The sequence below is a fragment of the Hydrogenophaga sp. Root209 genome, from assembly GCF_001428625.1.
Classification (GTDB): domain Bacteria; phylum Pseudomonadota; class Gammaproteobacteria; order Burkholderiales; family Burkholderiaceae_C; genus Hydrogenophaga.
On sequence record NZ_LMIE01000012.1, the window covers coordinates 149,184 to 175,723 of the forward strand.

The 26,540-nt window shown below is 66.5% G+C and carries 29 protein-coding genes; 15 read left to right on the forward strand and 14 right to left on the reverse strand.

Annotated elements, in window-relative coordinates:
- Positions 1-20 precede the first annotated feature (20 nt).
- Entirely contained in the window at positions 21-1,028 is a 1,008-nt protein-coding gene (locus ASE11_RS09450; RefSeq protein ID WP_156406289.1) for a phosphoglycerate mutase, read from the forward strand.
- Positions 1,025-2,761, forward strand: a complete 1,737-nt coding sequence (gene recJ, locus ASE11_RS09455; RefSeq protein ID WP_056269631.1) for a single-stranded-DNA-specific exonuclease RecJ — start codon at positions 1,025-1,027, stop codon at positions 2,759-2,761. Before ASE11_RS09450 ends, recJ begins: the two co-directional genes overlap by 4 nt.
- 298 nt (positions 2,762-3,059) lie before the next feature.
- Here recJ and ASE11_RS09460 read toward each other — a convergent pair whose 3' ends face one another.
- Both ASE11_RS09460 and ASE11_RS09465 read right to left on the reverse strand, forming a co-directional pair.
- Complete coding sequence (locus ASE11_RS09460) at positions 3,060-3,794, reverse strand: LytR/AlgR family response regulator transcription factor (RefSeq protein WP_056269634.1); 735 nt, start codon at positions 3,792-3,794, stop codon at positions 3,060-3,062.
- Between the two features lie 35 nt (positions 3,795-3,829).
- Positions 3,830-4,891 (reverse strand): sensor histidine kinase, encoded by a 1,062-nt coding sequence (locus tag ASE11_RS09465; RefSeq protein ID WP_056269638.1) that lies wholly within the window; start codon positions 4,889-4,891, stop codon positions 3,830-3,832.
- 174 nt (positions 4,892-5,065) lie between these two features.
- Here ASE11_RS09465 and argH point away from each other — a divergent pair, with 174 nt between their 5' ends.
- Positions 5,066-6,517, forward strand: coding sequence for an argininosuccinate lyase (gene argH / locus ASE11_RS09470; RefSeq protein WP_056269643.1), 1,452 nt, complete (start codon positions 5,066-5,068; stop codon positions 6,515-6,517).
- A 1-nt stretch (position 6,518) separates the two neighbouring features.
- Here argH and ASE11_RS09475 read toward each other — a convergent pair whose 3' ends face one another.
- A complete protein-coding gene (locus tag ASE11_RS09475; protein ID WP_056269646.1) occupies positions 6,519-6,848 on the reverse strand; it encodes a DUF4124 domain-containing protein in 330 nt (109 codons plus the stop codon).
- Positions 6,849-6,938: 90 nt separating this feature from the next.
- Between ASE11_RS09475 and ASE11_RS09480 the strand changes: the two genes are divergently transcribed.
- The 4 genes from ASE11_RS09480 to ASE11_RS09495 all read left to right on the forward strand — a co-directional run bounded on the left by ASE11_RS09480 (position 6,939) and on the right by ASE11_RS09495 (position 10,757).
- Positions 6,939-7,430 carry a hemerythrin domain-containing protein gene (locus ASE11_RS09480; RefSeq protein ID WP_056269649.1) on the forward strand — a complete coding sequence of 164 codons (492 nt, stop codon included), beginning with the start codon at positions 6,939-6,941 and terminating at the stop codon, positions 7,428-7,430.
- 5 nt (positions 7,431-7,435) lie between these two features.
- On the forward strand, positions 7,436-8,980 hold the full coding sequence (locus ASE11_RS09485; protein ID WP_056269652.1) for an AAA family ATPase: 1,545 nt from the start codon (positions 7,436-7,438) through the stop codon (positions 8,978-8,980).
- A 107-nt stretch (positions 8,981-9,087) separates the two neighbouring features.
- On the forward strand, positions 9,088-10,248 hold the full coding sequence (locus tag ASE11_RS09490; RefSeq protein WP_056269656.1) for an alpha-hydroxy acid oxidase: 1,161 nt from the start codon (positions 9,088-9,090) through the stop codon (positions 10,246-10,248).
- The gene (locus ASE11_RS09495; RefSeq protein WP_056269661.1) at positions 10,245-10,757 is read left to right on the forward strand and encodes an anti-sigma factor domain-containing protein; all 513 of its coding nucleotides are present in this window, start codon (positions 10,245-10,247) and stop codon (positions 10,755-10,757) included. Before ASE11_RS09490 ends, ASE11_RS09495 begins: the two co-directional genes overlap by 4 nt.
- A gap of 7 nt (positions 10,758-10,764) precedes the next feature.
- Here the strand turns inward: ASE11_RS09495 and ASE11_RS09500 are convergent, their stop codons facing one another.
- Complete coding sequence (locus tag ASE11_RS09500; RefSeq protein ID WP_056269665.1) at positions 10,765-11,490, reverse strand: SIMPL domain-containing protein; 726 nt, start codon at positions 11,488-11,490, stop codon at positions 10,765-10,767.
- Between the two features lie 64 nt (positions 11,491-11,554).
- Between ASE11_RS09500 and ASE11_RS09505 the strand changes: the two genes are divergently transcribed.
- Positions 11,555-12,862 carry a Y-family DNA polymerase gene (locus tag ASE11_RS09505; protein WP_056269668.1) on the forward strand — a complete coding sequence of 436 codons (1,308 nt, stop codon included), beginning with the start codon at positions 11,555-11,557 and terminating at the stop codon, positions 12,860-12,862.
- Positions 12,822-13,664: an enoyl-CoA hydratase-related protein gene (locus ASE11_RS09510; protein WP_056269671.1), complete on the forward strand. Its 843-nt coding sequence runs from the start codon at positions 12,822-12,824 to the stop codon at positions 13,662-13,664. Before ASE11_RS09505 ends, ASE11_RS09510 begins: the two co-directional genes overlap by 41 nt.
- Positions 13,665-13,673: 9 nt before the next feature.
- Here the strand turns inward: ASE11_RS09510 and ASE11_RS09515 are convergent, their stop codons facing one another.
- Genes ASE11_RS09515 through ASE11_RS09525 form a run of 3 tightly spaced genes read right to left on the reverse strand, consistent with a single transcriptional unit; the run spans position 13,674 to position 15,344 of the window.
- Complete coding sequence (locus tag ASE11_RS09515; RefSeq protein WP_056269674.1) at positions 13,674-14,213, reverse strand: cysteine hydrolase family protein; 540 nt, start codon at positions 14,211-14,213, stop codon at positions 13,674-13,676.
- A complete protein-coding gene (locus tag ASE11_RS09520) occupies positions 14,210-14,887 on the reverse strand; it encodes a hypothetical protein (RefSeq protein ID WP_156406290.1) in 678 nt (225 codons plus the stop codon). The genes ASE11_RS09515 and ASE11_RS09520 overlap by 4 nt, the downstream gene beginning before the upstream one ends.
- 52 nt (positions 14,888-14,939) lie before the next feature.
- Positions 14,940-15,344, reverse strand: coding sequence for a PPC domain-containing DNA-binding protein (locus ASE11_RS09525; RefSeq protein WP_056269682.1), 405 nt, complete (start codon positions 15,342-15,344; stop codon positions 14,940-14,942).
- 189 nt (positions 15,345-15,533) lie between these two features.
- Between ASE11_RS09525 and ASE11_RS09530 the strand changes: the two genes are divergently transcribed.
- Positions 15,534-16,595 (forward strand): histone deacetylase family protein, encoded by a 1,062-nt coding sequence (locus ASE11_RS09530; RefSeq protein WP_056269686.1) that lies wholly within the window; start codon positions 15,534-15,536, stop codon positions 16,593-16,595.
- Here the strand turns inward: ASE11_RS09530 and ASE11_RS09535 are convergent, their stop codons facing one another.
- A complete protein-coding gene (locus ASE11_RS09535) occupies positions 16,596-17,195 on the reverse strand; it encodes a ferritin-like domain-containing protein (RefSeq protein WP_056269689.1) in 600 nt (199 codons plus the stop codon). It lies immediately after the preceding gene.
- A 208-nt stretch (positions 17,196-17,403) separates the two neighbouring features.
- On the opposite strand from ASE11_RS09535, the gene ASE11_RS09540 reads away from it, so the two are divergent.
- The 5 genes from ASE11_RS09540 (at position 17,404) to ASE11_RS09560 (ending at position 20,948) form a co-directional block, all read left to right on the forward strand.
- On the forward strand, positions 17,404-18,339 hold the full coding sequence (locus tag ASE11_RS09540) for a DUF3034 family protein (protein ID WP_056270633.1): 936 nt from the start codon (positions 17,404-17,406) through the stop codon (positions 18,337-18,339).
- A gap of 23 nt (positions 18,340-18,362) precedes the next feature.
- Positions 18,363-18,839 (forward strand): group I truncated hemoglobin, encoded by a 477-nt coding sequence (locus ASE11_RS09545; RefSeq protein ID WP_056269692.1) that lies wholly within the window; start codon positions 18,363-18,365, stop codon positions 18,837-18,839.
- 19 nt (positions 18,840-18,858) lie between these two features.
- Positions 18,859-19,518 (forward strand): plastocyanin, encoded by a 660-nt coding sequence (locus ASE11_RS09550; protein ID WP_235501241.1) that lies wholly within the window; start codon positions 18,859-18,861, stop codon positions 19,516-19,518.
- A gap of 68 nt (positions 19,519-19,586) precedes the next feature.
- Positions 19,587-20,159 (forward strand): RNA polymerase sigma factor, encoded by a 573-nt coding sequence (locus ASE11_RS09555; protein ID WP_056270641.1) that lies wholly within the window; start codon positions 19,587-19,589, stop codon positions 20,157-20,159.
- 9 nt (positions 20,160-20,168) lie between these two features.
- Complete coding sequence (locus tag ASE11_RS09560; RefSeq protein ID WP_056269695.1) at positions 20,169-20,948, forward strand: anti-sigma factor domain-containing protein; 780 nt, start codon at positions 20,169-20,171, stop codon at positions 20,946-20,948.
- 6 nt (positions 20,949-20,954) lie between these two features.
- On the opposite strand, the gene queF is transcribed toward ASE11_RS09560, so the two are convergent.
- The 6 genes from queF to ASE11_RS09590 all read right to left on the reverse strand — a co-directional run bounded on the left by queF (position 20,955) and on the right by ASE11_RS09590 (position 26,430).
- Positions 20,955-21,806 carry an NADPH-dependent 7-cyano-7-deazaguanine reductase QueF gene (gene queF / locus ASE11_RS09565; protein ID WP_056269700.1) on the reverse strand — a complete coding sequence of 284 codons (852 nt, stop codon included), beginning with the start codon at positions 21,804-21,806 and terminating at the stop codon, positions 20,955-20,957.
- Positions 21,803-22,696, reverse strand: coding sequence for an alpha/beta fold hydrolase (locus ASE11_RS09570; RefSeq protein ID WP_056269704.1), 894 nt, complete (start codon positions 22,694-22,696; stop codon positions 21,803-21,805). Before ASE11_RS09570 ends, queF begins: the two co-directional genes overlap by 4 nt.
- A gap of 10 nt (positions 22,697-22,706) precedes the next feature.
- Positions 22,707-23,573, reverse strand: a complete 867-nt coding sequence (locus ASE11_RS09575; protein WP_056270644.1) for a 2OG-Fe(II) oxygenase — start codon at positions 23,571-23,573, stop codon at positions 22,707-22,709.
- Between the two features lie 10 nt (positions 23,574-23,583).
- Positions 23,584-24,360 carry a peroxide stress protein YaaA gene (gene yaaA, locus ASE11_RS09580; protein ID WP_056269708.1) on the reverse strand — a complete coding sequence of 259 codons (777 nt, stop codon included), beginning with the start codon at positions 24,358-24,360 and terminating at the stop codon, positions 23,584-23,586.
- Between the two features lie 93 nt (positions 24,361-24,453).
- The gene (locus ASE11_RS09585; protein ID WP_056269711.1) at positions 24,454-25,044 is read right to left on the reverse strand and encodes a DUF3501 family protein; all 591 of its coding nucleotides are present in this window, start codon (positions 25,042-25,044) and stop codon (positions 24,454-24,456) included.
- 36 nt (positions 25,045-25,080) lie between these two features.
- Positions 25,081-26,430: a (Fe-S)-binding protein gene (locus tag ASE11_RS09590; protein ID WP_056269714.1), complete on the reverse strand. Its 1,350-nt coding sequence runs from the start codon at positions 26,428-26,430 to the stop codon at positions 25,081-25,083.
- Positions 26,431-26,540: the final 110 nt, after the last annotated feature.

Sequence of the window (26,540 nt, forward strand, 5' to 3'; positions counted from 1 at the left end):
GCATCCCCGACAATCGCGTCATGCCCGTTCCCCACATGGCCTCTGAGCCTGCCACGCACCTGCTGGTTCCTTTTGCCAGCGCCAGCGACCCCGCTTGCCGGGCGGCGCTGCCGGGCTTGCAGTTGCCCCACCTCACCGCCTTGCTGGCCGAACTTCAGCCCACACACACCGATTCCGGCACCGACAGTGCGTCCGACCACAGCCTGAGCCCACCCCACGAACGTGCGCTGGCCCAGGCCATCGGCCTGGTGCGGGCGGACGGCTCGGCCTACCCCGATGGCCTGCTGCCCTGGGCCGCAGCGGCCAGCGCCGAGCCTGGGCAACCCCAGGCCTGGTTCTCGCCTTGTCACTTTCAGGTCGGCATGGAGCAAGTCACGCTGCTGCCCGGCGACCAGTTGGGCCTGACCGACGAGCACGCGCGCCCTCTCTTCGATGCGCTGGCGCCTTACTGCGCCGAGGACGGCATCGCGCTGCGTTTTGAGTCCGCCACGCGCTGGCACGCGAGTGGCGAGGTGCTGCGCGGGATCGCCTGCGCCAGCCTGGACCGCGTGGGCGGCCGCTCCGTGGAGGCCTGGATGACCAACAGCTCGGCCAACCTGGCGGGTGGACAGCTGCTCAAGCGGCTGCAGAGCGAAGCGCAAATGCTGTTCTACACACACCCGGCACACGATGCGCGCGAGGCGCTGCGCCTGCACCCGGTCAACGGCTTCTGGCTCAGTGGCGCAGGCGCCATCGACCACCCGACAACGCTGCTGCCACCACCGGCCATGCCGGATGCCCTGCGCAACGCGGCCCTGCAGGCCGACTGGACACGTTGGAAAGACGCCTGGGCTGCGCTGGACACCAACGACATCAAAGACATGCTGGATCGCGCGCGCCGCGGCGAGCCGGTCACACTCACCCTGTGCGGCGAGCGCGCGGCGCAGCGCTTCACGAACGCCCCGCGCGGCCCCGTGGCGCGCGCTGGGCGCCTCATCAAGAACCTGCTGGGCCATGCCCCGGCCTGGAAGACGTTGGAAACCCTATGAAGATCATCACCCGCGACGTGCCACCCCGCGCCGCCTGGGCGCTGGAGCAAGGTGGCCTGCACCCGCTGCTGGCGCGCCTGTTCGCCGCCCGCGGCATCACCAGCACCGACGAGCTCGACGACGCGCTGGCCCGCCTGATCCCGCCTTCTCAAATGTTGGGTGCGCAAGACGCCGCGCGTGCCTTGGCCGACGCGATGGCCGCGAACCAGGCGATCTGCATCGTGGCCGACTACGACTGCGACGGCGCCACCGCCTGCGCGGTCGGCCTGCGCGGCCTGCGCTTGCTGGGTGCCCCCATGGGCTTCGACCGCGTCAACTACCTCGTGCCCGACCGCGTGACCGACGGTTACGGCCTCACGCCGTCGATCTCGAAGCGCGTGAAGGCGCAGGGCGCCGACGTGCTGGTGACGGTGGACAACGGCATCGCCAGCGTGGACGGTGTGCGCGCCGCGCGCGAGCTGGGCTTGCAGGTGATCGTCACCGACCACCACCTGCCCGCCATCAGGGACGGCGAGGTGACGCTGCCGCAGGACTGCATCATCGTGAACCCCAACCAGCCGGGCTGCACATTCGAGAGCAAGTCCATCGCCGGCGTGGGCGTGATGTTTTATGTGCTGCTGGCGCTGCGTGCGGAATTGCGTGAGCGCGGCGTCTTCACTGCGCAGAACCAGCCAAAGATCGACAACCTCTTGCCCTTGGTCGCGCTGGGTACCGTGGCCGACGTTGTCAAGCTCGACGCCAACAACCGCCGCCTCGTCGCTCAAGGCTTGAAGCGCGTGCGAGCTGGCGCCATGCCGCCGGGCATGACGGCCTTGTTCAACGTGGCCGCGCGCAAGCCCGATGCCGCCACCGGCTTTGACTTTGGCTTCGCGCTCGGCCCGCGCCTGAATGCCGCCGGCCGCCTGGCCGACATGACATTGGGCATCGAGTGCCTGACCACCGACGACGCGCTGCGCGCGGACGAGCTCGCGCGCACGCTGGACGGCATCAACCGCGAGCGCAAGGCGATCGAAGGGGACATGCGCGATCAGGCGCTGCAGATGGCCGAGGAGATGTTCGACGAGTCCGAGGAGCCACCGCCCGCGCTGGTGGTGTTCGATCCCGACTTTCACGAAGGCGTGGTCGGCATCGTGGCCTCACGCCTGAAGGACAAGCTGCACCGGCCCACCTTCGTGTTTGCCTCCAGTGGCGCCGAGGGCAAGGAAAACGAGCTCAAGGGCTCGGGCCGATCGATCGCGGGTTTTCATTTGCGCGACGCGCTTGACCTCGTGGCCAAGCGCCACCCGGGTGTGTTGTTGCGCTTTGGCGGCCACGCCATGGCGGCCGGCTGCACCATCGACGAGGAACATCTGGAGACGTTTGAAACCGCGCTGCAGCAGGTGGCCCACGAGTGGCTGGACGCGGCCACGTTGCAGCGCCGCATGGAGGCCGACGGCGCACTGGACACGAAGTACCGTCGCGCCGATCTGGTGGACACGCTGCACAAGGAGGTGTGGGGCCAGGGCTTTGCGCCGCCCGTCTTTTGCGAAGAGGTGCAGGTGGTGTCGCAGCGGCTGGTGGGTGAGAAGCACCTGGCGCTGAAACTCAAGCATCAGGGCGAGCCGGTGGACGGCATCTGGTTCGGCCACACCGAGCCTTTGCCGGCACGCGTGAAGATTGCGTTTCGCCTGGATGCGGATGAGTGGCAGGGTCAGCGGCGGGTGCGGTTCTTGGTGGAAGCTGCAGAGGTCTGAGATTTCACTCCGCGACCTTCGCAGGCTCGAGAGGGCAGCGCGCTCTGCTCCGCGAATGTCCCCCAAACCGGCTGCGCCGGTTTTCCTCCTTGATTTCGCTGCGCAGAACGCACCACCCTCACGAGCGAGTGGTGTGTCTGCATTCGACGCGTTTGGGTTCGCGTACCAGGGAGGTCGTTGCCGGCTGGGGTGACCGGCGCAGCGAAATCAAGGAGGAGGGGCGGCGCAGCCGACCCGGGGGACATTCGCGGAGCCGGTTGCCCCAGTCGGCGACGACCGGAGCAACCCAGGCAGAAAATCAGCTCATCAGAGCTTCACGAACCGCAGCCAGTTGACGGCGCGAGACAGCGAGACGCTCCTCTACCCCGTCCAGACGCACTGTCCAGCCCTCGCCCTCGACCGGGTCGTTGTGCTTCTCCACCGCCCGCACCGCACGGCGCGACACCAGGGCATTGCGGTGCACCCGCACGAACAGGTGCGCATAGCGCTGCTCAAGATCGCTCAACGCGCCATCAAAAATGTGTTCCTTGTCGGCCGTGCGCACCGTGATGTATTTCAGCTCGGCCTTGAGGTAGATCACGTCGGCCAGCGCCACGCGCTCGCTGCGACCACGCTCCTGGATGATCAGGCTCTCGGGCAGCCCCACATCGGCAGCGGTTTCGGCGCGCAGACGTTGCACCTTCTGCAGGGCCTGCTGCAGACGCTCGCGGCGCACCGGCTTGGTCAGGTAGTCCACCGCTTCCAGGTCAAAAGCCTGCACCGCGTGTTCGGCGTAGGCGGTGATGAACACCACCGCCGGTGGCGCCGCCAGCTCACGCAGGGTCTTGGCCAGGGTCATGCCGTCCACGCCGGGCATGTGGATGTCCAGCATCACCAGATCACATCCGGTGCGCTGGATCAACTCCATCGCCTGCACGGCGTTGGCCGCCTCGCCCACCACGTCCGCGCGCGGCTCGCTGCATTCACCCAGCAGAGTGCGCAGCCGGGACCGCGCCAATGCTTCATCGTCAACGATCAGTACCTTCAGTGTCATGTCACGCTCCGTAGCCAGACCCGTTCAATACCCGCTTATACCGGTATTTCAAGGCGAACCTGAAACACCCCATTGACCAATGCGCTCTGGAACCTGCCCTGAACATCGTGCAACAGCGCCAGGCGCTGCCGAACGTTGTCCAGCGCCAGGCCGTTGCCACGCCTCCCGCTGCCCGCCGGCACGGTGTTGGTGACCTTGATCACCACCAGACTCCCGCGCCGCTGGGTGCTGATGCGCACCACCGCGCCCGACGGGCTGGGCTCCACACCGTGCTTCACCGCATTCTCCACCAGTGGCTGCAGGATGAGGGGTGGCAATTTGGCCTTGGAGGCCGCGTCGTCCACACTCCACTCCACCTTCAACCGGTCGCCAAAGCGCACCTGTTCGATGGCCAGGTAGTGCTCGGCCAGCTCCAGTTCCTGCCACAGGGGCACCGCCTCCTGGGCGTCGGCCAGGGCGTGGCGAAACAGTTCGCTCAGATCTTCCAGCAGATTTTCGGCCTTGGCGGGCTCCTCGCGCACCAGAGCGATCGCGCTGTTGAGCGTGTTGAACAGGAAATGCGGCCGGATGCGGGCCTGCAGCTCGGCCAGCCGCGCGGTGGTGCCTGCGGGCATGCGGGCCTTGGCGCGCCACACCAGCGCGCCCACCAGGACCGCCGACACCAGCGCGCCCGAAGCCCCGCTGGCCACCCAGGGCGCCGCGCTGGCCAGCCCCATGAGCACCAGCAAGCCGCAGCCGTACAGGCCAGCCAGCACACCCAGCCCGATGCCCGTCACCCATTGGGCCTGGACCTCCATGCGCCCGAGTCTGCGTTTGAGCGCGCACACACACAGCAGCCAGGCCAGCACGGCCGGCAACGCCGCGCCAGTGAGCACCGCCATCTGGGTGATCCAGGCCACCGGGTTCGCCGCGCCAAAGATGGCCGCCACGGCCACGATGGCCTGCACGAACAGCACGGCCCGCAGCACCACGCCCACCTGGCAGGTGTCAAACACCCGGTCGCGGGCCCGGATGTGCTCGGGCATCTCCTCCAGCGACTGCGTGCCCAGGGTACTGGGCAGATCCTGGAAGGTCGATAAAATTCGGGAGTCTTTCATGGGGCGTGCGTCAATGCTCGGGTCGGTCGACGTGGAATTGTGCGTTGATCCGGGCACCGCGCCCTGGAACCGCACGGCGCTGCGATCGAAAGATCTTTCAGGCCCTTTTTGCCTGCCCCGTGTTCTGCGGTCTTCCGCTCCTATTTTTCCCTCCAAAGCCGCTGGCAACACCGTATGTCCACCAACCAACTCGACAAGAAATCCGAAGCCTGGTCCGCCCTATTCTCGGAGCCGATGAGCGAGTTGGTCAAGCGATACACCGCCAGCGTCTTCTTCGACAAACGCCTCTGGCAGGCCGACATCACCGGCAGCCTCGCGCACGCCGAGATGCTGGCAGCGCAAGGCATCATCGGCGCGGCCGACCTGGCGTCCATCCAGCAAGGCATGGCGCAGATCACGTCCGAGATCGAGGCCGGCAGCTTCGAATGGAAGCTCGATCTCGAAGACGTGCACCTCAACATCGAGGCCCGCCTGACCCAACTCGTGGGCGACGCCGGCAAACGCCTGCACACCGGCCGCAGCCGCAACGACCAGGTGGCCACCGATGTGCGCCTGTGGCTGCGCAGCGAGATCGACCTCATCATCCCGCTGCTGGGCGAACTGCAAGTCGCGCTGGTGGAGGTGGCCGAGAAGAACGTGGAAGTGATCATGCCGGGCTTCACCCACCTGCAGGTGGCCCAGCCGGTGAGCTTCGCGCACCACCTGCTGGCCTATGTGGAGATGTTCTCGCGCGATGCCGAGCGCATGGTCGACGTGCGCCGCCGCACCAACCGCCTGCCACTGGGCAGCGCCGCGCTGGCCGGCACCACCTACCCGCTGGACCGCGAGCGCGTGGCGCGCAAACTGGGCATGGTCGACGAGCGCGGTGAGCCGCAGGTGTGCCAGAACAGCCTGGACGGCGTGAGCGACCGCGACTTCGCGATCGAATTCACCGCCGCCGCTTCGCTGTGCATGGTGCACATCAGCCGGTTCAGTGAAGAACTGATTCTGTGGATGAGCCAGAACTTCGGCTTCGTGAAGATCGCCGACCGCTTCACCACCGGCAGTTCGATCATGCCGCAGAAGAAAAATCCCGACGTGCCCGAACTCGCGCGTGGCAAGACCGGCCGCGTGGTGGGTCACCTCATGGGTCTGATCACGCTCATGAAGGGCCAGCCACTGGCCTACAACAAGGACAACCAGGAAGACAAGGAGCCGCTGTTCGACACCGTGGACACCTTGAAGGACACGCTGCGCATCTTCGTGGAGATGGTGGGCGGTCAGCCGAACCCGGCCACGGGTGCGAAGGAAGGCGGCATCACGGTCAACGCCGTGGCGATGGAAGAAGCGGCCAAGAAGGGTTACGCCACCGCCACCGACCTCGCCGACTACCTGGTGAAGAAGGGTCTGCCGTTTCGCGATGCACATGAAACCGTCGCCCACGCGGTCAAGGCGGCCGTCACGCACAACTGCGACCTGTCAGAACTGCCGCTGTCGGTGCTGCAGGGTTTCAACGCGTCGATCGACAAGGACGTGTACGAGTGCCTGAGCCTGCGTGGCTCGCTGAACGCGCGCAACACGCTGGGCGGCACAGCCCCGGCGCAGGTGCGCGCGCAGATCGCGCGCCACCGCGCGCGGCTCGGCTGAGTCAGTTGCAGGGGTCGGGCTGCGGCACCTCGGTACAGCGCTGAAAGGCCTCCGGCTTGAGACCACCACCCACCACGCGGTACTGGTCAAAACACGCCGCGCTGGACGCATACCGGTGCCAGCGTGCCTCGCAGGCCGTCGTGCCGGGCGGCAGCGGCGCGGAGGCAGACTCCACGCGATCGGCGTAGCGCGGCGGCACATCGGTGATGACGCCATAGTGCAGACGGCCACCGTCGTCGGTCCAGCGCACCAGCTCCGCGCTCAGCACCGACAGCGGCAGGCCGACAGCGACCACCAGGCTCAAGGTCTTGAGAAGCTTGTTCGGTTTCATGTCCCTCTGACACGCTCGGGGCGCCAGGGTTCCTGGGGGCCTTGATGTGCGTCAAGACCCGACCGGCGTGCCGGCGCTAGAGTCCGACTCATGGAGACCACCGCCCACCCCACCGCCACCCTGGAATGGTCGTCCGCCCTGTCGGTGGGCGACGACCGCATGGACCACACCCACGCCGAATTCGTTGAACAGCTCAACCGGCTGCTGACCACCCCCGCCGATCAACTGTTGCCGCTGTACCAGGATTTCCTGGCTCACACGGTGGAGCACTTCGCCCAGGAAGAGCGCTGGATGCTGGCCACAGGCTTCGCGCCCGACAACTGCCACGCCGCCCACCACGCGACCATTCTGGAGACCATGCGGGCCGTGGAAACGCATCACCAGCAGGGTGACCTTGACATCATCACCCGCCTGGCCGAAGCGCTGGCCGAATGGTTCCCCCAACACGCGGCCAGCATGGACGCCGGACTGGCGCTGCATTTGCAAGCGGTGGGCTTCGATACACACACCGAGACCTTGGCCGACCCCGGCCGCGTGCGCCCGGCCAGCATGAGCGGCTGCGGGAGTGTGAGCTGCAGTTGAGCCGCATGGACGCTCCCCTGCCCCGTTTGATCGATGCCCTGCTGGACCCGACACGCTACCCGCACGCGGCAGCGAAGGTCGAGCTCATGGAAACCCATGGTGCGTGGGTGCTGCTGGCAGGTGTTCATGCCTACAAGATCAAGAAGCCGGTGCGCCTGCCCTTCATGGACTTCGGCACGCTCGCCCTGCGCCGCGCGGCCTGCCAGGCCGAGGTGCGGCTCAACCAGCGCTTCGAAACCAGCGACCCGGCCTCGCACCTCTACCTGGGCGCTCTCCCCATCGTCGGCCCGGCCGAGCAGCCCCGCTGGGGTGAACCCGGTCAAGACGACGAGCAGGCCATCGAATGGGCGGTGCACATGCGCCGGTTCGACGAGGCCCGGCGACTCGACCACCTGTGCGCACGCGGCGCCCTGAAGCCCGAACACCTCACATCGCTGGCGCAGCGCATGGCCTGTTTTCAGGCCGCGGCGGCGGTGGCACCCCCGGACAGCACCTGGGGTCGGGCCGCGGACACCCTGGCCTTCGCGCGCGACAACCTCGGCACCTTGCGCGACGGCTTGAACCACGCCAACGATGCGACGAAGATCGAACAACTGAGCCAGTGGACCGAATCGAGCTTCACGCAACGGGCCCCGCAGATGGCGCAGCGCCTGGGCGAAGGCCGGGTGCGCGAAGGCCACGGCGACCTGCACCTGGCCAACCTCGTGCTCATCGGTGACGAGGTGGTGCCCTTCGACGGCATCGAGTTCAATGACGCGCTGCGCTGGATCGACGTCGCCAGCGACATGGCCTTTGTCTGGATGGACCTGCTCGACCACGGCCAGCCCGGCCTGGCCAACGGCTTGCTCAGCGACTGGCTGGACGCCAGCGGCGACACCTGCGCGCCCGACGTGCTGCCGTTCTTCGCGGTCTACCGCGCGCTGGTGCGCGCCAAGGTGGCGGTGATCCGCAGCGCGCAGGCGGGCGCCGATATGGCCGCTTCGCTGAACGAAGCGCGCGGCTACACCGCGCTGGCCAGGCGCATCGCGCAACCACCCGCGCCGCAGCTCGTCATCACCCACGGCCTCTCGGGCAGCGGCAAGACCTGGGCCTCCAGCCGCTGGCTGCAGGCCGAATCCAGCGGCCGGGCCGTCCGCCTGCGCTCCGACGTGGAGCGCAAGCGCCTGCACGGTCTGGGCGCCACACAGGCCAGCGGCTCGGGCCTGAACACCGGCCTGTACAGCCCGCAGGCGCATGGCAATACCTACGCCCACCTGCTGGAACGCGCGCGGCACCTGCTGCAAGAGGGCTGGTCGGTGCTGGTGGACGCGGCCTTCCTGCGGCGCCACGAGCGCGAGGCCTTCAGCGGGCTGGCGCAGACTCTCGCCTGCCCGTTTCACATCCTGGCGACCGAGGCCCCGCTGGACACGCTGCGCGAGCGCATCAACGCGCGCCAGAGGCGCGGGGGCGACGCGTCCGAGGCCACGGTGGCGGTGCTGGAGCAGCAGTTGGGCTGGCTGGAGCCCCTGAGCGTGGACGAACGTGCACGGTGCCTGCCCGTGGCACCTTGAGTTGTTCACCAAAAATTTCAATCCGCGCTGTCGCGCTTTCACAAGCCATTTGTCCGGGGCGCCGCTACCATCGGCGCAACACCTGCCCCAACAACACCGGAGACCTCATGACCGTCATCACCACCGTGGAAGACCTGCGCGTGCTCGCCCAGAAGCGCGTGCCCCGCATGTTCTACGACTACGCCGACAGCGGTTCATGGACCGAGGGCACCTACCGGGCCAACGCCAGTGATTTCCAGAAGATCAAGCTGCGCCAGCGGGTGGCGGTCAACATGGAGAACCGCAGCACCCGCACCACCATGGTCGGCCAGAGCGTGGCCATGCCGGTGGCGATTGCGCCCACGGGTCTGACCGGCATGCAGCACGCCGATGGCGAAATCCTGGCCGCACGCGCCGCGAAGAAGATGGGCATCCCGTTCACGCTCTCCACCATGAGCATCTGCTCCATTGAAGACGTGGCGCAGCACGCCGGCGAAGGTTTCTGGTTCCAGCTCTATGTGATGAAAGACCGCGCCTTCATCGAGCGTCTGATCGACCGGGCCAAGGCGGCGAACTGCAGCGCGCTCGTGCTCACGCTCGATCTGCAGATCCTCGGCCAGCGCCACAAGGACCTGAAGAACGGCCTGTCGGCCCCGCCCAAGCTGACCATCGCCAACATGATCAACATCGCCGGCAAGCCGCGCTGGGCGCTGGGCATGCTGGGCACCAAACGCAAGCAGTTCGGCAACATCGTCGGCCACGTCAGCGGCGTGGCCGACATGAGCAGCCTGAGCGCCTGGACGGCGCAGCAGTTCGACCCAGCGCTCAACTGGGGCGACGTGGAGTGGATCAAGAAGCGCTGGGGCGGCAAGCTGATCCTCAAAGGCATCCAGGACGTGGAAGACGCGAAGCTCTCGGTGGCCTCGGGCGCCGACGCGCTGATCGTGAGCAACCACGGCGGGCGCCAGCTCGACGGGGCGCAGAGCAGCATCGAGGCGCTGCCGGCCATCGTGGACGCGGTGGGCAGCCAGATAGAAGTGCACATGGACGGCGGCATTCGCAGCGGCCAGGACGTGCTCAAGGCCCGTGCGCTGGGTGCGCGCGGTGTCTACATCGGCCGGCCCATGCTCTACGGCCTGGGCGCCATGGGCGAAGCCGGCGTGAGCAAGTGCCTGGAGATCATCCACCGCGAACTCGACCTCACCATGGCCTTCTGCGGCCACACCAACATCGAGACGGTGGACAAATCGATCCTGCTGCCCGGCACGTTCCCCACGGCAACACCATGAGTCCCACCGAACCAGCGGCGCGGCCCCGTACCTCGAAGCTGTGGTTGGGCATCAGCGTGGCACTGGCGCTGGTGCTGCTGGTGGGCGCGGCCACCATGGCCAGCATGTACGAGCAGCTCAAGGCGCAGATCGTGCACCTGCAGGAGCGCCTGGCGGTCACGCCGCAGGTGCGTTACGTGTCGGTGCTGCTGGATGCGCAGGAATTGCCGGCCCTGCTGGTGACGATGGACCCGCAGGCCGGGATCCTGCAGGTTCAGCGCCTCAATGAAGTGAAAGAAGGCCGCGAGGACAGCATGCAGCTGTGGGCGCTAGCCAGTGGCAAGCCACCGCGCTCGCTGGGCGTGATCCAGAGCAAGTTCAAGACGCTGCAGTTGCCCGCGAAAGAAGCTGCGCTGGAGGGCGTCACCCAGCTGGCCATCAGCGTCGAAAACAAGGGTGGCGTGCCGGAGCTGGTCGGACCGCGGCTGCCGTATCTGTTCCAGGGTTGGCTGATCCAGAAAGCGCTCTGACCCGGGCTCACTTCAGCTCATATTCAAAGGTACTGACCACCCGCAGCCGCTTCATGCGCGAGCTGCCGTCGTCGAAGTCATTGCCGTCATCGCCGGTGATGCGGATCACGCCCTGGTTGGCGTTCTTCAGCGGGCCGAGTTCGGCGCCCGCCTCCGCGGCAAACTTGTCGGCCTGCTCGCGCGCGTTGCGGGTGGCCTCGGCCAGCAGCGGTGCCTTCACATCGTTGAAGCCGCGCAACTGGAAACGCGGGCCGCTGCGGCCGCCCTCGTTCTCACCACCGAGCTGCACACCGGCCTGGATCAGTGGATCCACCGCGCGGGCGGCACCCTCCACCTCGGCGACGCGGGCCGATTTCACCAGCACCTGACCGGTGCCGTTGAAGCGAAACGGCTGGTTGCCCTGCGCGTACTCGCGGGTGAACAGGTCTTGCACCTGCAGCGGCTTGGCCTCCACCTCGGTGTCGGTGAAACCACGCGCCTTGAGAAAGGCCGTGACCTTGTCGCGGTCACCCGCCAGGGCCTGCTGCACACCGCCGAAGTCGTTGCCCGCACGGCGAAACGACAGCGTCCACACGGCGAAGTCACTCTCCACGTCCTTTTCGGCCAGGCCCTTGACCGTGACCGAGCGGTCCGACATGCGGAAACGCTCCAGACCCTGGCTCACGGCAAAGCCGGCGATGGCGATGCCGGCGGCGATCAACAGGGCGGTGACGAGGCGGGCAATGGTGTTCATGAAAAGTCCTCCGGAAGCGGTGCGCCGGCCGGTGGCCAGCGTCTCGCAGCATGGTAATCCCGCTATGCTCGACCGCGTGGACGCCCCTTCCGACCAGACCCTGCCGCGGCGCATCGCCCACCTCGACATGGACGCTTTTTTTGCGTCGGTCGAGTTGCTGCGTTACCCACAACTCAAGGGCCTGCCGGTGGTGATTGGTGGCGGACGGCGGCGCGAGGACGATCTGTTGCTGCGCCTGCGCGAGGCCTACCCGGACCGCGAATGGGCCACCGACAGCCTGGACCACATCCCGGTGGACTTCTTTCCGCGCCTGGCCGGCTACACCGGGCGCGGCGTGGCCACCACCGCCACCTACGCGGCGCGCCAGTTCGGCGTGGGCTCGGCCATGGGCTTGATGAAAGCCGCCAAGCTGTGCCCGCAGGCCATCCTGCTGCCGGTGGATTTCGACGAGGTCAAGCGAATTTCGCGCCTGTTCAAGAGCACCATCCGCGAGATCGCACCTGTGGTCGAAGACCGTGGCGTGGACGAGGTCTACATCGACTTCACCCACGTACCTGGCGGCCAGCGCGAAGGTGGGCGGGTGCTGGCGCGGCTGATCCAGAAGAGCATCTTCCAGGCCACGGGCCTGACCTGCTCCATCGGCGTGGCGCCCAACAAGCTGATTGCCAAGATGGCCAGCGAGTTCAACAAGCCCAACGGCATCAGCATCGTGCAACCGGGCGACCTGCAGGCGCTGATCTGGCCACTGCCCTGCCGCAAGATCAACGGCGTGGGCCCCAAGGCCGACGAGAAGCTCCAGGGCCACGGCATCCACACCATCGGCGAGCTCGCGCAGCGCGAACGCGGCTGGCTGGTCGAACACTTCGGCAAGAGCTACGGCGCCTGGCTGCACGAGGTGTCCTGGGGCCGCGACGAGCGCGTGGTGCAGACCGAAAGCGAGCCGGTGAGCATGAGCCGCGAGACCACCTTCGAGCGCGACCTGCACGCCGTGCGCGACCGCGCCGAGCTCGGCGCCATCTTCACCCGCCTGTGCCAACAGGTGGCCGCGGACCTCAGCAACAAGGGTTACCTGGGCAAGACCATCGGCATCAAACTGCGCTATGACAACTTCCAGAGCGTCACGCGCGACGTGACCCTGGACAGCTTCACCGCCGACCCCGCCACCATCCGCCGCCAGGCCGGCCTGTGCCTCAAGCGGGTGGACCTCTCCCGGCGCATCCGCCTGCTCGGCGTGCGCGTGGGCAAGCTCGTCAAGCCCGGGACAGACGGCAGCGTGCCGCAGGTCTACAGTGAGCCGGCTTCACCACCCCCACCACGAGACAAGATCCGCCATGACCGCAACGACCTGCTTTTCCCTGAGCTCGACGGATGACGTCGCCCACCTGGTGATGAGCCGCCCGGCCGAGCTCAACACCATGAACCCGACCTTCTGGCGCGAGCTCGATGAGGTGCTGACAACGCTTCACAACGAAGGCACCGCGCGCGCACTCGTCCTCAGCAGCACCGGCAAACACTTCAGCGCCGGCATGTCGCTGGACACCTTCGCGGGCGCCATCAGCATGGACGACCAGAGCCCGGAAGGCCGCGCCGCCATCTTCGACCTGCTCACCGACATGCAGGCCACCTTCACGAAACTGGAGAACCTGCGCATCCCGGTGATCTGCGCCATCCAGGGCGGTTGCATCGGCGGCGCGGTCGACATGGTGACCGCTGCCTGCATCCGCTATGCGTCGGCCGACGCCTTCTTCTGCATCCAGGAAATCAACATCGGCATGGTGGCCGACGTGGGCACGCTGCAGCGCCTGCCCAAACTGATCCCGCTGGCGGTGGTGAAGGAGCTGGCCTACACCGGCCGCCGCCTGAGTGCGAGCAAGGCACTGGCCCATGGCCTGGTCAACGAGGTGTTCGACACGCATGAGGCCACGGTGGCTGCTGCGCTGCAGTGTGCGAAAGAAATCGCGTCCAAACCCCCGGTGGCGATCTGGGGCACCAAGCAGGCCGTGAACTACGCGCGCGATCACTCGGTGGAAGACAGCCTGCGACAAATGGGCTGGCTGCAGGGCGCCGTGTGGAGCAACGCGCACGTGCGCGAATCGATCAGCGCGATGAAGGACAAGCGCGCGGGCGACTTCACGCCGCTCTCGGCCTTGCAGTCTTTCAAGACCTTGGGCTGAGCGGTCGCCTCAAGCCCCGACTGCCAAGTCGGCGCTGGCCACCGCGAGCACGCGCGGCCCGAAGCTGGAGATGTTCGTCAGCGTTGCGTTGTGGTGATCGATCACCTGGCGCGGCGTGAGCACCGCATTGCCGGCCGAGGTGTGTGCATCGGCCACCAGCGTGACGGGGTAGCCCAGCGCGAGCGCGCGGCGGGTGGTCGTGTCCACGCAGAATTCGGTGTGCATGCCGCAGACGATCAGCTCGCTCACACCATGCGCATCGAGAAGCGCCTGGAGATCGGTGTTCAGGAACGCGTCCGGCGTGGTCTTGCGCACCCGCAGATCGCCCGGCTCCACCTGCAAGCCATCGGCAAGTTGCCATGCGGGGCTGGCGTGCTCCAGATAACCAGCCGTGGACTCGTGCTGGATGAACACCACGGGCACGTGGGCGCTGCGGGCCTGGGCGGCAAGGTTGTTGATGCGCGCAATCACCGCGTCGGATTCGAAAGCGCGGCCCTCGCCTTCGCACAGGCCTTGTTGCATGTCGATGATGAGCAGAGCGCTTGTCATGGAATGGCGCCTCCTGACACGGATGCCACATCCAGGGCGGTGAGCGCATGAACAGCCTCGTAACCCGCGCCCACCACCTCGACAGCTCCGTGCCGCTCCAACTCCGCAGCGCTGAGGCGAGCCTGCGCCAGTTCGGCAACGGCAGTCCGCTCATAGCCGGTCACGAGCAAGGCCCAATCCACACCCGTGTCGGCCCCCCGGATCCGTTGTTCAGCGGTCATCTCGGGCGTCAGACCGCTGCGCAGCAGGTGAACGCTGCTCAGGCCACGCTGCTCGGGGAGCTGGGGCAGCATCTCCTGGCTCAGCCACGATGCGAGTGATGCGTCGTTGCCAGGACCCGGCTTGAAGCGAAGCAGCAACCCAAAATGCCCCATGCCATGCCCGTGGCTGCTGGCCACGGAGCACAGCCCGCGCGTCATGCCGCGGTAGTTCGGCATCATCTTCTGCGTCCAGGGTGAGGGGTTGTTCAGGCGCTCCAGGTAGGCGGGCGACGCGAGCGTTTCCAGGCGCTCGACTTCGTAGAGCACGAGAAACCTGGGCGCCCCCGAGGTGGCCACCCAGCGTGTTCCCCTGAGGAAGCCGGGTATGGAAAGGCGCTCGGGCAAATGCTCGTGGGTGTGCCAGTCATCGTGTTCGGGGATCGCTTCTTCGACAATGTCGAAGGACAGGAGCATGGCGGCTTGACCTGACAAGGGCATCGGGGTTCCTTCACTTCCATGGGGTTTGTCAAGAAGGCTTTGGTGGCCTGACAACCAGCTCCCTGAAGCCCGTTGCCGCATCGTGTTCGCGCGTGAGCGTGCCGTGCGGCAGCAGCGCCAGCAGCACCTCGGCCGTGGTTCTGACGGTGCTCCCGTAGCCCAGGTGACCACCGATCACACGGCCCGATGCATCGGCCACCGACATGTGCAGGTGGGCACCCGCCGCGCTGAGGCTGCCGGACAGGCTCACAATTTCCAGCGGCCCGGTGACCATGCTTGCGTCTGGCGCGTCCGCGTACCGCAGGCTGGCCTGCACAAGACTGCCCATGCCGGCCACCACGAAGGCGGAGTCCGTGCCCTGGCTGGTCGGGAGCGCTTCGAGAGAGCGCCGAAGGTCGACGCCGGGGGAGAGTCGGATGGGCAAGAACGGCATGAGTGGACTATGGCTCGGCTTGTGTGTTGGTCATCTCGCTTGCTCCCAAGTTTGAACATGGCTTGTGTCTTGGGAAATTCAGCAAGCAAAAAGGTGGCGGTACTCTCCAGCACTTCTGGTCCCGAATCATTCTGCATGCGTTTGGAGATACAACATGCACATACCCGATCCAAAATCCGATCTCCTTCCATGAAAACCTTTCACAACCCCCACCACGCCGCCCACGCCGGCCAGCAAGAGATGTTTCGCGGCCGCATGGTGCCGTGCCACGAGGTGCCCGCGCGGCTGGACTTTGTGTTGGCCGAGCTGCAGCGCCGTCCGCTGGGCGCATTGCAAACGCCCGAGGTGGATGACGCCGCCTTGGATGCCGCCATCGGTCGTGTGCACAGCGCGCGTTACGTGGACTTCCTGCGCGGTGCCTGGGCGGAGTGGGTGGCCATGGACCCGGCCAATGCAGAGCGCGATGCCCTGCCCTCGGTGTGGCCGCTGTCCAACCGCCATGGGTTTCGCAACGATGTGTTGCCGGCCAACTTTGCGGCGCGCCTGGGCCTCTTCAGCTTTGATTCGGGCTCACCGCTCACAGCAGGCACCTGGGCTGCCGCGCGCGGGGGCGCCGCCTGTGCATTGGCGGCGGCACGGGACGTGTCAGCGGGTGCACGCAGTGCGTTTGCACTCTCGCGCCCGCCGGGCCACCATGCGGGTCCCGACTTTCTGGGCGGTTACTGCTTCCTGAACAACGCGGCCATCGCCGCGCAGGCGCTGCGCGATGCGGGCCACGCGAAGGTGGCGGTGCTGGATGTGGACTACCACCACGGCAACGGCACGCAGACCATCTTCTATGAGCGAGCCGATGTGCTCACGGTCTCCATCCACGGCGACCCGGTGACCGAGTACCCCTTCTTCCTGGGCCATGCGGACGAGCGCGGCGCGGGTGCGGGCGAGGGCTTCAACGTGAACCTGGCGCTGCCCCGTGGCACTGGCTTTGACACCTGGCGCGCAACACTGACCACGGCCCTGCAAGCGGTCCAGCGTTTTGGTGCCACGGTCCTGGTGGTGCCCATGGGGCTGGACACCTTCGAAGGTGACCCGATCTCGGGCTTCACCTTGAAGAGCGCCGACTACTTTGCCGTGGGCGAAGCCCTGGCCGGTGCCGGGCTGCCCACGGTGTTCACGTTTGAAGGCGGCTACGCGGTGGACGCCGTGGGCACCAACGCGGTGAACCTGCTGGAAGGTTTCCAGCGCTCTGCCTGATCAGGCGCCGAACGAGAACGCGCCGGGCGGTAGCGGACGGCCCAGGGCGCTGGTGAGCACGGTGTAGTGCATGGTTTCGTCGGCGGCCAGGCGCGCAGCCACCTTGGCCAGCTCGCGGTCACCCAGTGCCGGAATCACGCTCAGGTAGGCGTTGGTGGCGCCCAGCTCGAGGCGAGCGGCGAGGTCCAACACATCGGCCTGGCTCTTGAGTGATGCGGCATTGAGTGACTTGGCGTAGTCCTCCAGCTTCATCTCGGCCACCGGCTTGCCGCCAAGCTTCTGGATGGTGGCGATCAGAGCGTCGCGGTGGGTCTTGTGGTGGCCCTGGAACTGCACCGCCACGTCGAGCACCGGCTTTTGCAGCAGGCCGCTGCCGGCACCGAGCTGGTAGGCGTTGATGGCTTCGTGCTCCAGGCCCAGCGCCACGTTGAGGATGCTCACGTCCTTGGACATGTCCATCTTCTGGCCGTGATTGGCTGCCATCACTTCCTGACCGGCCAGCAAGGCCACGGCCGCAGCGGAAAGCACACCCCCGCTGCGCATGAAGCCGCGGCGCGATGCAATGGAAATCAGGGAGTCGGGGGTCTGGATGTTGTTCATGGGAGTTCCTTGGTTGGGTGGGGCGATCAGCTGTCCATCGGCACCAGGCCTTGTGACAACCGTCACGTCAAATACGCAACCCCCACCGCCGGTGGATTCACAAAGCCCCTCAATCGCTGCGGGCCACTGCCGTTTGACGTCGGTTGAATCCACTTTGTTTGGCGTTGCGTATCCAGAGGGCTCGTCAACAACCCACGACCCGTTCACCATGCGCATCCACATCGCCTTCCCCATTCGACTCCTGCCCCTTGCCGCAGCCGTTGCGCTGCTGACCACGTCTCCCGCCCGTGCCGATACCGGCAAGCTGCTGCTCACCGGGGGTGTGAGCAGCATTGAAGGCGCGGCCGGTGGCGGCATTTCGCCCTGGGCCGTGATCGGCAGCCAGGCCACCGAGGGCGAAGTGGGCGTATCGGCCTATATCAGCCGCGCCAGGACGCGGGACTACGGTCTCACCGCCTATGGCGTGGCGGTGGGCATCCACGACCGCGTCGAACTCTCGGTGGGCCGGCAAGACTTCAACACCGGCATCACGGGCACCGGCCTGGGCCTGCCCGGCCTGCACCTGAAGCAGGACATCGTGGGCGCCAAAGTGCGTGTGGCTGGCGACGCCGTGCTGGACAGCGACAGCTTGATGCCGCAGATCGCCGTGGGCGTGCAGTTCAAGAACCTGCAGTCCTCCGGGCTGGACGGCACGCTGAGTGCACTGGGCGCCAAGCGCCACGGGGCCGACGTGTACTTGAGCGCGACCAAGCTGTTCCTCGCGCAAGGCATCCTGGTCAACGGCACGCTGCGCGCGACCAAGGCCAACCAGGGCGGCCTGCTGGGCTTTGGCGCCACGCTGGGCGGCGCCGACAACGGTTACGGACTGCAGCCGGAAATTACTGTGGCGTATCTGATCAACAGCAAGCTGGCGGTGGGCTTTGAATACCGCGCCATGCCCAACAAGCTGCAGCGCGCCGGCCAAGCAGCGGGCCTGGGCGCTGGCCTGCGTGCCGACGACTGGAAAGACATCTTCATCGCGTACGCGCCGAGCAAGAACGTGTCCATTGCCGCCGCCTACGTCGACCTGGGCCGCATCGTGCCGGCCACAACCGGTGGGCGCAAGCAGACGGGTGTGTACGTCTCGGCCCAGATCGCCTTCTGAACTCTTCTCCATTGAGCCTCAACATGAAACACCTCATCACCTCCACCGCCCTCACCCTGCTCGCCCTCGCCAGCGGCGCCACGCTCGCCCAGACCCTGCAACCCACCCCCTCGGCCGCCAGCGCCTACCCGGTGGCACCGGCTGCCGGCCTCTACCAGGCCTTCGGCGAAGAGGCCGGCATCCGCAGCCTCATGGACGACTTCGTGGTTCGCCTCAAAGCCGACCCGCGCATCGGCGAGCAGTTCAAGGACACCAACCTGGCCAACTTCGCAAAGTCCCTGAGCGACCAGCTCTGCCAGCTCTCGGGCGGCCCCTGCGTCTACAAGGGCCCCGACATGAAAACCGCGCACGCCGACCGCGACACGACCCGTGCCCAGTTCAACGCCCTGGTTGAAGTGCTGCAGCAGAGCATGGACGCGCGCGGCATTCCGTTCACGCGCCAGAACCAGATGCTCGCGCTGCTGGCCCCGATGCACCGCGACGTGATCACGGTTCGCTGAAACGTCACCGAGTTCACTCATGAAACACCCGAACTGCGCCGCGATGCTGATCGCCGCCGCCACGCTGTTGCCCCTGGCCGCGCAGGCCGCCACCGTGCAGGTGATCGTGCTCGGGCGCGACGGCAGACCCCTGTCCGATGCGGTGGTGGTCATCGAGCCGACGTCGGGCGCCAAGCCGGCGGCCCCGGCACCGCTCTCGACCGTCGTCACCCAGCAGAAGATGCAGTTCGTGCCCGGCACCAGCGTGGTGCCGGTGGGCTCCAGGGTGACCTTCACCAACCTCGACACCTGGGAACACCATGTGCGCGGCGTGCCTGCGGGCCTGGCCTCGTTGAATGCCGGCACCTCGTCCGGCTTTGAGCTGCGGCTCGATGGCAAGGCCGAAGGCAAGGAACCCGCCAGCACCGAAGTGAAGCTGACCAAGGCTGGTGCGGTGCAGCTGGGCTGCCACCTGCACGGCTCCATGCGCGGCTTCATCTTCGTGACCGACTCGCCCTGGACGCTGGTGACCGACGCGAACGGCGTGGCCACGGTGCAAGGCGTGCCCGAGGGCGCTGCCAAGGTGCGCGTGGTGCACGCCGACCAGATCCTTGAGACGCCGCCGGTGGCGGTCAACATCTCGCCGGTCACGGCCCTGAGCCTGCCCACGCAGGTGCAACCGCGTCGGCGCCGACCATGAACGCCCAGCCCGCCTTCTTCCATGCCCCGGCGCGGGCATGGGGGAAGCCGGTGCCCGACAATGCCCGCATGAGCGCACAACCCGATGACCTGCTGATGGCCCTGATCGACCGCGTGGCCCAGCGCGACGAAGCCGCCCTCAAAGCCCTCTACGACCTGACCTCATCGAAGCTGTATGGCCTGGCCATGCGCGTGGTCGGCAAAAGTGAATGGGCCGAAGACGCGCTGCAGGAAACCTTTCTGCACATCTGGCGCAGCGCGGGCGACTACCGCGCCTCGCTCAGCCCACCCATGGCCTGGCTGGGCCTGATCGTGCGCAGCCGCTCGCTGGACTATCTGCGCCGGCGCACCGCCGAGCGCACCCACCTCACCGACGAGATCGACGATGCGATGGCGGACACCATGGAAGGCAATTCTCCCAACCCGATGGACACCACTCTGGCGAGCCAGCAGGCCTGGGCGCTGCACCAGTGCCTGGCCAAGCTGGAAAACCGCCAGCGCGAAGTGGTGAGCCTGGCCTACCTGCGTGACCTCAGCCACAGCGAGCTGGCCGAACAGCTCAGCCTGCCCCTGGGCACCGTGAAGACGTGGATACGCCGCGGGCTGGACCAGTTGCGCAACTGCATGGCGCGCTTCGCCTGAGGACACACCATGAACCTCATTCAACACCCCGAACTGCTCGACCGGCTGGCCGCAGCCCACGCGCTGGGCACCTTGCGCGGGGGCGCACGCCGCCGCTTTGAAGCCATGGCCCGCGAGCAAGCCCCGGTGCGCGCCGCCGCCCTGGTGTGGCAAAGCCGCGTGTCCAGCATGAACGAACTGCAGACACCGCAACAACCCGCGCCCGCCGTGTGGACACGCATTGAAAACCTGGTGCAGGGCGAGAGCCAGCAGCAGGCCATGGCCGCCGCCCGCGCCCAACCCGAGAAGCCGCCAGCCAGCGGCTGGCTGCGCAGCCTGGCGCTGTGGCGCGGCGCCACCGCCGCCGGCGCGCTGGCCACGGTCTTTGCACTGGTCACGGCCGTGGGCCTGCGCGACAACCTGGGCGCGCAGATCAACGAACTGCAGGCCAGGCTCTCGGCCACGCCGCAGATCGAATACGTGGCCGTGCTCAACGACGACCAGGCCAGTGCCTCGATGCTGGTGACCTTCGACCCGAAGAACGGCAAACTGACTTTGCAACGCGTGGGCGGTTTCCAGGAAGCCAGCGACAAGTCGCTGCAACTCTGGGCCCTGCCGCCCTCGGGCGGACCGCGCTCACTGGGCGTGCTGGGTCAGGAGCGCTTGCTGCAGCTCACGGCGGGCGTGGGTGACGTGCGCGAAGTCCCCGCGCTGGCCATCAGCCTGGAGCCCAAGGGCGGTGTGCCGAGCGAACGCGGCCCGACCGGGCCGGTGCTGTTCAAGGGCGCGCTGATCCAGAAGATGCTGTGACGCAGGTCACTGCCGCGCCGTGCGCACGTTGGCCGGCGGTGACTGCGGGTGGCTGGTGCGCCAGGGGTTGATGTCCAGCCCCCCGCGGCGCGTGTAGCGCGCGTACACCGCCAGCTTGGTTGGCCTGCAGCGCGTCAGCACATCCATGTAGATGCGCTCCACGCACTGCTCGTGGAATTCGTTGTGGTTGCGAAAACTCACGATGTACTGCAGCAGCCCTGCCTGGTCGATCTGTGGGCCGCTGTAGCTGATCTGCACGCTGCCCCAATCGGGCTGACCGGTCACGAGGCAGTTGCTCTTGAGCAGGTGGCTCACCAGGATTTCATCCACCGGCTTTTCATCAAACGCAGCGCTGAGCAGCTCGGGCGCGGGCTGGTAACGCGTGCACTCCACATCGAGCCGGTCGATCGACAAACCGGCGAGTTCCTGCACTTTTTCGCGCTCCAGTTGCTCGGGCAACAGCAGCTTCACGCCCGCGCTGGACTGCAGGGGGCCACCGTGCCAGATGGCGGCACTCACGTCGGCACGGATGCGGTCACGCACCGCGTCGGCGCTGGCGAAGGTGCTGTTGTTGAAGCTGTTGAGGTAGAGCTTGAACGACTTGCTCTCCACGATGTGCGTGCTCTCGCAGGGCACGGTGATGTGGGCCAGGGCAACCTGCGGTTTGCCGCGTGGGTTCAGCCAGCTGAGTTCGAACGCGGTCCACAGATCGGCGCCGAGAAACGGCACGCTGCCGGTGATGCCGATCTCGCGGCGTTTGGTCTCGCGCGGCAGGGGAAACAGCAGGCCGGCATCGTATTGATCCACGTAGGCCGAGGTCTGGCCGAGTTGCGATTGTTCGGGGGTGTTCTGGTTCATGTCGGGACCTGTGCAGTCTGGATGTGCGCAACGATGTGGCTGGCCAGCAGCGTGACCACGCCGGGAGGCCAGTCGTGGCCCATGCCTTCGATGGATTCAAAACGCGCGCCTGCAATGCGCGCGGCGGTGTCCTGTCCACAGGCCAGGGGCACCAGCGGGTCGGCCGTGCCGTGCACCACGAGCGTGGGGCAGACGATGCCCTGCAGCAGGGTGTGGCGCCGCGTGTCGGACACCACCGCGAGCAATTGCCGCGCCTCGCCGGCGGGCCGGTGGCTGCGCACCGCATCGGCCAGCACACGCTGTTCGAAGGCGGGCATGTCTTGCGGGAAGGCGGGGCTGCCGATCAACCTGAACAGCTTCAGTGAATGGGCGGCCACATCTTCGGGGCGGCGGCCGCGCGGGCGCTTGAGCAGGGCGCGGGTCACTTCAGCACGCGGGCCGGGCAAGCCCGGGGCGCCGCTGGAGCTCATCACACTGGTGAGGCTCAGCACGCGGCCGGGCACGGTGGCGGCGATGCGCTGCGAGATCATGCCGCCCATGGAAACACCCACCAGATGGGCGCGCTGAACACCCAGCGCATCGAGCAGGCCGATGGTGTCCAGCGCCATGTCCTGCAGGCTGTAGGGCGATCGCACGGGCAGGCCCAGGCGGGATCGGAGGACCTGCCAGCCGATGTTGGGCACGCCGAGGTGGTCCAGCTCGCTGGAGAGTCCGATGTCGCGGTTGTCGAAGCGGATCACGCGGTAGCCCGCCTGCACGATGGATTGCACCAGCGCGGTGGGCCAGGCGGTGAGCTGCATGCCAAGGCCCATGGTCAGCACCACGGCGGGAGCGTGTTCATCGCCGTCACTCTCGTATTCGATGCGCAGGCCGTTGTGGGTGATGTTCATGCCGGGCGCTTCACACGAACTCGCGTTCGCGCAGCCATTTGGTCGCCACCCATTTGTCGCCCTCGATCACCGGTGCGCCACCGTGCAGCGTGCGGGTGGAAGGGTGCGGTCGGTCGTAGTTGAAGAACACCGCGTTGCCGCGCACCGGGGCCACTTCCAGTCCGGCGTCGGGAAAGGTGGTGCCGCCGCCGCGCGCGGGCTCGCTCAGGTACATCACCAGCGTCGCCAGGCGTTGCCCGCCACGCTTGAGGATGGTGGGCGTGCCGGGTTCGTCGGGGTCGAAGTAGTCGTAGTGCGGCTTGTACTCGGCGCCCGGGCGGTAGTGCAGCACCTGAAGGCCCTCGCCGTTCTCCACCGGCCAGTTCAGCAGGCGGGCAATGCGTGCCTCGATGCGCGCGACCTCGGGCGTTTGCCCGCGCGCGAAGAACGTGCCGCTGCTGGTGCGGTCGGGATTGAGCTCTTCGCCACCGGTCTTGGTGGCCACGGTGAGCGAGCGCGCCAGTTGCGGGCGCGCCGATTCGATCAGCGCATCGCACTCTTCAGCACTGAGCAGGTTGCCCAGCACCACCACACGCGGCTGGCTCAGCGAAGCAATCACGTTCACCATGCGGTCGCCCGCGTCGATCTGGCGCGGCGAGAGGCTCAGGTCGAGGTCGGGCAAGCGGTGCAATGCCGCAGCACCTTCGCGGCGCACGGCCAGGGCGGGCTGGGTCAGCACCGGCACGGGCTCCTTCCAGGTGGACGCCAGCGCCTTGAGCGCCACCGCTTGTTGCCAGCCCGAGGCCACCATGGACGCCATCACGACTTCGCGCGAGAAGCCGGCCGCGGCTTGTTCCACGATCCATTGGCGCAGTTCGATGGTGACGGACTGGTTCATGACCATCCCCTCAAGCCTTGGCCTCGCGGCGGAACACCAGGCGATCGGGCCCGGAGGCGGCGTTGTTGAAACGGTAGCCCTCCAGGTCGAAATGTTTGAGCTGCTCGGGCGTGGTGACGCGGTGCTGCACGGCGTAACGCACCATGAGGCCACGCGCGCGCTTGGCCATGAAGCTGATGACCTTGTAACCGTCGGCCTTGCGCTCTTCAAACACGCAGGTGACCACGCGCGGCAGCAGCACCTTGCGGTCCACCACCTTGAAATACTCTTCGCTGGCCAGGTTGATCACCACCGGGCTCACGTCGGCCTGCGCGCGCTGGTTGAGGTGGTCGGCAATCTGGCGGCCCCAGAACGTGTAGAGGTTCTTGCCCCGGCCGGTGGCCAGACGTGTGCCCATCTCCAGCCGGTAGGGTTGCATGAGGTCGAGCGGGCGCAGCACGCCGTAGAGGCCACTCAGGATGCACAGGTGTTGCTGCAGCCAGTCGAGATCGGGTTCAGCGAGTGTCTTCGCGTCGAGCCCGCCGTACACGTCGCCGTCAAAGGCCAGCACCGCCTGCTTGGAATTCTTTGCAGTGAACTTCGGGCGCCAGGCCTGGTAGCGCGCCACATTCAGGCCCGAGAGCGAGTCTGACAAGCTCATGAGATCTGAGATCTGCAGTGGCGACTGATCACGCAGCACGCTGATGAGCTCGGTCGCCTGCTTCACAAACAGCGGCTGGGTGTGGGCGGCCACATGGGGCGGGGTCTCATAGTCGAGTGCCTTGGCGGGGGAAATGAGGAACAGCATGTTGAAGGGGGCGCCAGGCAGGTTCGCAGGTGTGCGGTGAATCAATGAAAAGGGCTTCCCAAGGGAAGCCCCGATTATGGCCACCGCACCGGTTTACTTCAGGTCGCCCGCGAGAGAGGCCAGCGTTTCAGGGGACACCTGCACATGCGCCGGATAGTGGGTGTGATCGCACCCGATCTTCACTGCGGCCCCGGCCTGGATGGCCGCGCGCATGGAGGGCGTGAATTCGAAGCGCACGAAGTGCACCGCCGAGGTCTTCACGTCGTTCTCGCGGTCCATGTCTTCGTCGGCAATGGCGTAGACGCGCGCATACCCTTCAACCTCGACGAACAAACGGTCCTCCACACCGATCAGGCGCGCGAGCTCGCGCTTGCGCTCGTTGACATCGGTGTACTCGATCATCATCGTGGCCTTCCAGTTGTGGCCATCGGGCACCAGCGGCGCATAGGCCTCGATTTCCTGCTGAATGCCCTCTTCCTCGAACACCTTCTCGACGCGCAGCATTTCCTGAATCTGGTAGCGGATGGTGGTCTCGCTCTCGAACTGCAGGTTGATGTGTTCCCCCAGCCGCACGCTGCGCAGCTTGCGGTGCGCCATCACGTCTGGTTTGTGCACCTTGCGCCACTTGGTGTAGGCCTCCAGGCTCATGAGGCTGTCGGCGGTGATGTGTCCGGTGAGTTGCATGGAGTCTCCTTCAGGATTTTGCCGTGGAGGCTGTCTTCATTTCAGTCCATAGGCCCGGGCAACCAGACTCAACGGGTGCTGCAGCTCCGGCGCGCCCAGACCATTCACTTCAAACCCCTGCGCGATGTGGTGGCCGCCCAGCGGGCAGTCCGAACTGATGTAGTCGGGCTTGGTGCCGTCCTTCATGGTGGCCATGGCCTTGAACACCGGCTTGCCGATCTTCATCGCGGTCTGGTGGTAGGCCTTCTTCACGCCGAACGTGCCGGCGTGGCCCGAGCAGCGCTCGATGGTGTTGAGGGTGGTCTCAGGGATCATCTTGAGCATCTCTTCGGTCTTGCGCCCGATGTTCTGCACCCGACCATGGCAGGGGATCTGGTAGCTCACGTTGCCCAGCTTCTGCGGAAATTCGGTCTTGAGCAAGCCGTCGCGCTTGCGCGCCATGAAGTACTCGAACGGATCCCACAGGTGTTCCTTCACCAGCTGGGTGTCGGCATCGTCGGGGAACATGAGCGGGATTTCCTGCTTGAACATCAGTGCGCAGCTCGGCACCGCGGCCAGGATGGCGAAGCCGTCCTTCGCGTACTTCGCGAGCACGGGGATGTTGGCCTCCTTGCTCGCCTGCACGGCGTCCAGATCGCCCAGCTCCAGCTTGGGCATGCCGCAGCATTTTTCCTTCTCCACGATCACGTACGGGATCTCGTTGTGGTCCAGGATCTTGAGCAGGTCCAGTCCAATGCCGGGTTCGTTGTAGTTGATGTAACAGGTGGCAAAGATCGCGACCTTGCCGGGCGTTTTCTCGCCGTCCTTGACCACCGTGGCCCGCGCTTCGGGTGTACCGGAGCGGAACCGCCTGGTGGCGAGGTCAGGCAACCAGGCGTTCTTGTCGACACCGGCCACGCTTTCCAGCACGTTGCGCGCCACCTTTGTCTTGTTCACCGCGTTGACGGCCTGAACCACGATGGGGATGCCGGCGAACTGGCCGTGCACGTCGGTGGAGGCGAGGAGTTTCTCGGCCAGGCCGACCCCACCCTTCTTGAACTTGATGGACTTGGCGCGCAGCATGGTGTGCGGGAAGTCCAGGTTCCACTCGTGCGGCGGGGTGTACGGGCACTTGGTCATGTAGCAGAGGTCGCACATGTAGCACTGGTCGACCACCTTCCAGTAGTCCCGCTTGTCCACCCCGTCCACTTCCATGGTCTTGCTCTCGTCGACCAGGTCGAACAGCGTGGGAAAGGCCCCGCAAAGGCTCACGCAGCGGCGGCAACCGTGGCAGATGTCGAAGATGCGCTCCATTTCATGGAGACACGCTTCTTCGTCGTGGAAGTCGGGGTTCTTCCAATCCAGCGGATGCCGCGTGGGGGCCTGCAGATTGCCTTCGGTGGCCATGGGATCCTCGTTGGGTGCAGGTTACGTCACAAGGTTTTCGAGAGGGCTCGCAGAGTCCTCTCGAAAACGCTGCGCTCCAGTGAGCGCAGCTTCCAGGACACCGCGGAACT